Below are 4,714 nucleotides of genomic sequence, written 5' to 3' on the forward strand. Positions count from 1 at the left end.
TCGAACAGCCCGCCCGGCTTGCAGTCGGCCGGCCCGTCCTTAACAACGGATTAGGTGTCGTGGAACTCGCTGGGGTCCGAGGTCATGCTCATGGCGTTGATGAGCTGCTCGGCCATCTTCAGTTCCTTGTCCGAAGCCTTCGCCTTGCCCGGGAGGGTGTCGATCTCTTGCTTCGGGTCCCGGATCTCGTCCGACCAGTGCAGGGTGTGCAGGGTCAGGAGGCCGTTCTCGGCCTTGAGCGCGACGAGGTACTCGTGCTGGCGCATCACGAAGGTGGCGATGCCCGCCTTACCCGCCATGGCCAGGGCCTGCTCCAGCAGGCTGTAGACCTTCCCGAACTCCGCACCGCGCGGGCCGAGGTAGTAGGTCTTGTCGAAGTAGATCGGTTCGATGTCGGCGAGGTCGACGAAGCCAGCGATGTCCAGCGAGCGGGAACGGCCCGGGGCGATCTCGTCCAGTTCCTTCGGCTCGACCAAGACGTACTCGCCGCCGGTGTCGTAGCCCTTCACGATGTCGTCGAGCTCGACCTCGTCCCCCGTCCGTTCGTTCACGCGGCGGTTGCGGATCCGGTCGGAGGTGCCGCGCTGAAGCTGATGGAAGTGGATCGTGTGGCTGTCGGTGGCCGTGTACAGGCCCACCGGCAGGCTGACCAGCCCGAACGACAGATTCCCGGCCCATACAGGACGCGCCACGACCGTCACCTCCTCCAGCACCCCCCTACAGCACACGGCACCTACCCGTTCCGCACCACCCGACCTCGTCGGCGGTCCGCAGTGGTCCGCCGAACGGGTCACCAACCGGAGCGCCGACTTCGCAACTAAATTCGAACAGGCTTACGATTCGTGGGTGACCGACACCTGCACGCCGGTCCGCACCCGGTGCAGAATCCCGTCGATCACCTGCCGGTGATCCCGCCACCGGCCACAACGCCTGTTGCTGACCGGCAGGAACGGCCGCAGCCGTTCCCACTCGGCATCACTCAAATCACCCCGCCCCATGCTCCATTCAACAGCTCGGACACACTGGCCGTCACGTGGCCGGTGCGACACCTTCGTGCCGGCCGCCCTGGACCGGTGTCTGAGCGGTAGCGAGGGCCATCGGATCCGGCCGCCCGTTGCGCCCCCGACAGGCGCGACGGTTCCGCGGATCTCGACCCGTGTTCGATCCGGGGCCGTCGGATTCTCCGAGGCGCGGTGGACGAAGAGGACGGGCATTGGCTCGGCCGGTCGGAGAGCGGAAGAGTCGGCACGGTTGAGGCCGGTGCCCTGCTGGACGCTGGCCTCAGTCCTTTCAGGGGTGCCGCTCGGGACCTGGTGGACGAGCTGATCGGCGGTCGCCGTCAGGAAAGCCGCTTGTGCTCGTACGGTGCGTGAACAGAATTCAGGCCATGCAGATCCTGTCCTTCCCGGAAGAAGCCACTCCGTCCGAGCTGCGCGTCCAGGTGCTGGAGATCCAGCATCAGGCGTGGCCGTCCGATGGCGACGGCCCTTCACGGAGTGCGCTGACCCACGACCCGGAGCTGAGGCCGTTGTCGATGCTCCTCGTGGACGGTGGCAGTGTGCTCGCCGCGCTGGACATTCTGTCCAAGGAGATCGTCCATGCTGGTCAGCGTTATGCCGCCGGTGGGGTGAGCACGGTGGTGACGCGTCGCGAGGCACGTGGTTTTGGGCATGGGCGGCGCCTGGCGGCAGCGGCCCGGAAAACGATGATCGCCCGGAACCTGGACCTGGGACTGTTCACTTGCGACCGCCCGCTCCAGGCGTTCTATGAGAGCGCGGGCTGGCACCTTCTTCCGGGCACGGTGCTGATCGGAGGAACACCACAGGCTCCCTTCCCCAGCGATCAGCCCGGCTTCGACAAGGTCACCATGGCGGACTTCTTCTCGGCCGCGAGCCGGCACGCGCAGGCGTCGTTCCAGCACACCCGCATCGAGCTGTATCCAGGGGAGAACGACAAGCTCTGGTGACTCCGCCACAGATCGTCTGCAGCCGGCGCAGGGCCCTGACTCGCCGGTGGACGGAGTCAGGATTTGCGGTGCCTCCCCTGGGCTGGGCGAGCCGGAACGAGTCGGTGCCCGCCCCGCCGCCCGGTTCGGGGCGGGCGGGTGTGGGTGCGCTCATGGGCCACCGCCTCGCTGCGTCATCCGCGGCACGGACAATCACCTGGCGGCTCATGGGGATGCGGTGGATGATCTCGCCACGCGGAGGGCGGCGGGGTGACGGCCGGTGGCGGCGGCGAGCCGGCCCCAGCTCGGTTTCCCGCGGTGGTGGGGCGGCGGGCAGAGGTAGTCCCGCAGGTAGGCGGGCTGGAGGTGGTTGGCCTGGGCGAGGCGGACGATGAAGGTCTCGACGCCTTCGCGGTCCATCGGCCGGATTTGGCGGGGGAGGCGGGAGACGGTGGGGTCCGGCTCCATGTCGGGGCTCACCGGGCGGTCCGTCGGCGGGGCTTGGGCGAGGCGGCGAGGTCGAGCGGAACGTCCTCCAGGCCGTGCTTGGTGAGTTCCTCGGTGCCGGTGAGGATCGCGTCGATCGCGGCGCCCCGGATCTGGTGGGACAGGGAGCCGATCATGCCGCCGCAGCGTTCGTGAAGGAAGCGGTCGAGGCGTGATGTGAGTACTCGGCCGTGCATCGTGGACGACGACTTGTGGGCGCTGATCAAGCCGCTGCTGCCGCCCTGGCCGGCGAGGTCGCCAGGGCCGCGGCCGGTGGCGGACCGGTTGTGCCTGCAAGGCATCTTGTACGTGCTCTGCAACGACATTGCCTGGCAGCTCCTGCCGCCTGAGCTGGGGTTCGGCTCGGGGCAGACCTGCTGGCGGCGCCTGGAGCGGTGGCAGCAGGCCGGGGTCTTCGACCAGCTGCACCGGATCCTGCTCGCCGAGCTGAACGCGGCCGGCCGGCTCGACTGGTCCAGGGCCTGCGTGGACGGCTCTCACATCCGGGCGAAAAAGGGGGAGCCGACACCGGTGGCGCCGAACTTGCGGTCCGCCTCCAGCACCAGCAGGGCCGCGGCGAGGACGGGGAACGCGAAGAGCACCAGTACCGAGGTCAGCAGGATGTTCCAGGTGAAGATCGGCATCCGGCGGGTACGTCCTCGCCGGGCCTGGCGGCGCCCGGGAGGAGGCAATCGCCGCGCACGGCCCGCTACCGCGGCCCCCTCACCCGATTCCCCACCGTGACCACGACCGTCACCGCCCTCACCTTCTACAAAAATGGCTGGTGACCCCCGTGAATAGAACCCCAGACACCAACGGGGAGGTGGAACTCCTGTATGGCGTGCTCCATGCCACACAGGCCTGCGAGCCGAAAGACTTGATTCGCTACCCGTGGCGCCGTGAAGACAACCGTAGGGTCACGCTCACAGAACCTCGACCGTGCAAATGTGAGCATTGGTTACTCATGACCCCAACGGCTCAATTTGGTTTCATATTGCTGTATACCGTCAGCGGTGTCATGAATTTCGAGCCATAAAGCCAGATGATACCTCGTGGAATTTGGCACGCCCTCATCATTCTTACTAGATACATCGGAGATTTAAGTGACTTTTATTAAGCGCACCCTTGGGGCCGTAGCAGCGACTGCAGCATCAACGGTCTTGATTATCGGCATTGCCGGATCTGCTAATGCGACGACCCCTTTTACCATGGATTGCGGCCCTTCGAAGGACATCATCTCCTCTAATTCAATCATTCTCGGAACGATGCAAATCTGCATAAATAACCTTAATGGGAAGCAGTCGGAAACGGTATTCGTCAGCAATAGGACCAATCGCGATGTGAATCTTTTCAATTTCTCGGCACAGTTTGACGCAGTCACCACCACTGGGGGATTCGTTCTTCTTGATCAACGCAGTCCCGCGCCGTTCGAGGATCACACGATTGCTGCAGGTGGAATGTTCATGTACACCTCGGAGAAGTTCAGCACTAACTATACCGAATTCAGGGGCAAGGCGGGGATGTCGCTGTCCAGTCAGTACTACAACACTCAGGGGCATGCCGATGATTATCACTACGCAGGAAGTCTCTAGCCTCAACGCCTAGAAAACGCTGCGAAGGCCTGACCGCTATTTCGGCCGATACTTTCGCGGCGCGTGCTGCAAGACTTCGGGCATCTCGCTTGGGCTGAAATGACATCGGGTGTTGCCGAGCCGGGCCATAGCATGCTTCTGTCAGCGACAGCTCTACTGCGGGGCCTGGTTCAACACGCGGAGCGACTTACCGGGCTCTGACGGCCTTGGAGAGCTGTGCCAGCTGGCCGCCAAGGGCCTGGTGCCATGCAGGCGCCGGGCGCCCGCTGTCGTAGCGGGACGTATCTGGTGGAGATTCCCGAGGCAGTGGAGCTGCTGTAGCTGATCCCCGCCTCGGTGATAGACATCGTGATGGCGCGGGTTGGGCGCCACTAGCCTTGACGGTCCGTCGGTTCTTCGGCGGGCCGTTTCGGTTGTTTGGGCCGGTGGCGGCATGGCTGAAGGCCCGACCTGTCGCGTCGGGTGGGTGTCGGGTTTCACCGTGCCGGGTTGGTGGTGCTGCTCGCAGGGACGGGAACGTGCTGACGCTGGAAGGAGGGCCTTTTGGTGTGCATGGTGCTAGTACTGCAACGGTCTTTGTGCTGATGGTTGGGCAGATTCTGGTGGTGTGTGGCCGCGTCGTTTGTAGTGGCTGACGCGGGGTCTGTCCAGTAAACGGTGTAACCGGTTTGGTTGCTGAGGTCAGATTCGG

General features: G+C 64.7%; 5 protein-coding genes and 2 pseudogenes. 3 read left to right on the plus strand and 4 right to left on the minus strand.

Annotated features, from left to right (window positions below; translation table 11 throughout):
- Positions 1-50: 50 nt before the first annotated feature.
- Both ACFWW8_RS38115 and ACFWW8_RS38120 read right to left on the minus strand, forming a co-directional pair.
- Positions 51-692 (minus strand): Ku protein, encoded by a 642-nt coding sequence (locus ACFWW8_RS38115; RefSeq protein ID WP_386537421.1) that lies wholly within the window; start codon positions 690-692, stop codon positions 51-53.
- Positions 693-863: 171 nt separating this feature from the next.
- Positions 864-998: pseudogene (locus tag ACFWW8_RS38120) on the minus strand (transposase); the annotation flags it as partial.
- Between the two features lie 389 nt (positions 999-1,387).
- Here ACFWW8_RS38120 and ACFWW8_RS38125 point away from each other — a divergent pair.
- A complete protein-coding gene (locus ACFWW8_RS38125) occupies positions 1,388-1,966 on the plus strand; it encodes a GNAT family N-acetyltransferase (protein ID WP_386537423.1) in 579 nt (192 codons plus the stop codon).
- A 204-nt stretch (positions 1,967-2,170) separates the two neighbouring features.
- Here the strand turns inward: ACFWW8_RS38125 and ACFWW8_RS38130 are convergent, their stop codons facing one another.
- Complete coding sequence (locus tag ACFWW8_RS38130) at positions 2,171-2,425, minus strand: hypothetical protein (protein WP_386537426.1); 255 nt, start codon at positions 2,423-2,425, stop codon at positions 2,171-2,173.
- A gap of 204 nt (positions 2,426-2,629) precedes the next feature.
- Between ACFWW8_RS38130 and ACFWW8_RS38135 the strand changes: the two are divergent.
- Positions 2,630-2,800, plus strand: a pseudogene (locus ACFWW8_RS38135) (transposase); the annotation flags it as partial.
- 128 nt (positions 2,801-2,928) lie between these two features.
- Here the strand turns inward: ACFWW8_RS38135 and ACFWW8_RS38140 are convergent.
- A complete protein-coding gene (locus tag ACFWW8_RS38140) occupies positions 2,929-3,075 on the minus strand; it encodes a hypothetical protein (protein WP_386537431.1) in 147 nt (48 codons plus the stop codon).
- A 459-nt stretch (positions 3,076-3,534) separates the two neighbouring features.
- Here ACFWW8_RS38140 and ACFWW8_RS38145 point away from each other — a divergent pair, with 459 nt between their 5' ends.
- Positions 3,535-4,023, plus strand: a complete 489-nt coding sequence (locus ACFWW8_RS38145; protein WP_386537428.1) for a hypothetical protein — start codon at positions 3,535-3,537, stop codon at positions 4,021-4,023.
- Positions 4,024-4,714 lie beyond the last annotated feature (691 nt).

Origin of the sequence: Streptomyces sp. NPDC058701 (assembly GCF_042715295.1) — a bacterium.
Lineage (GTDB): Bacteria > Actinomycetota > Actinomycetes > Streptomycetales > Streptomycetaceae > Streptomyces.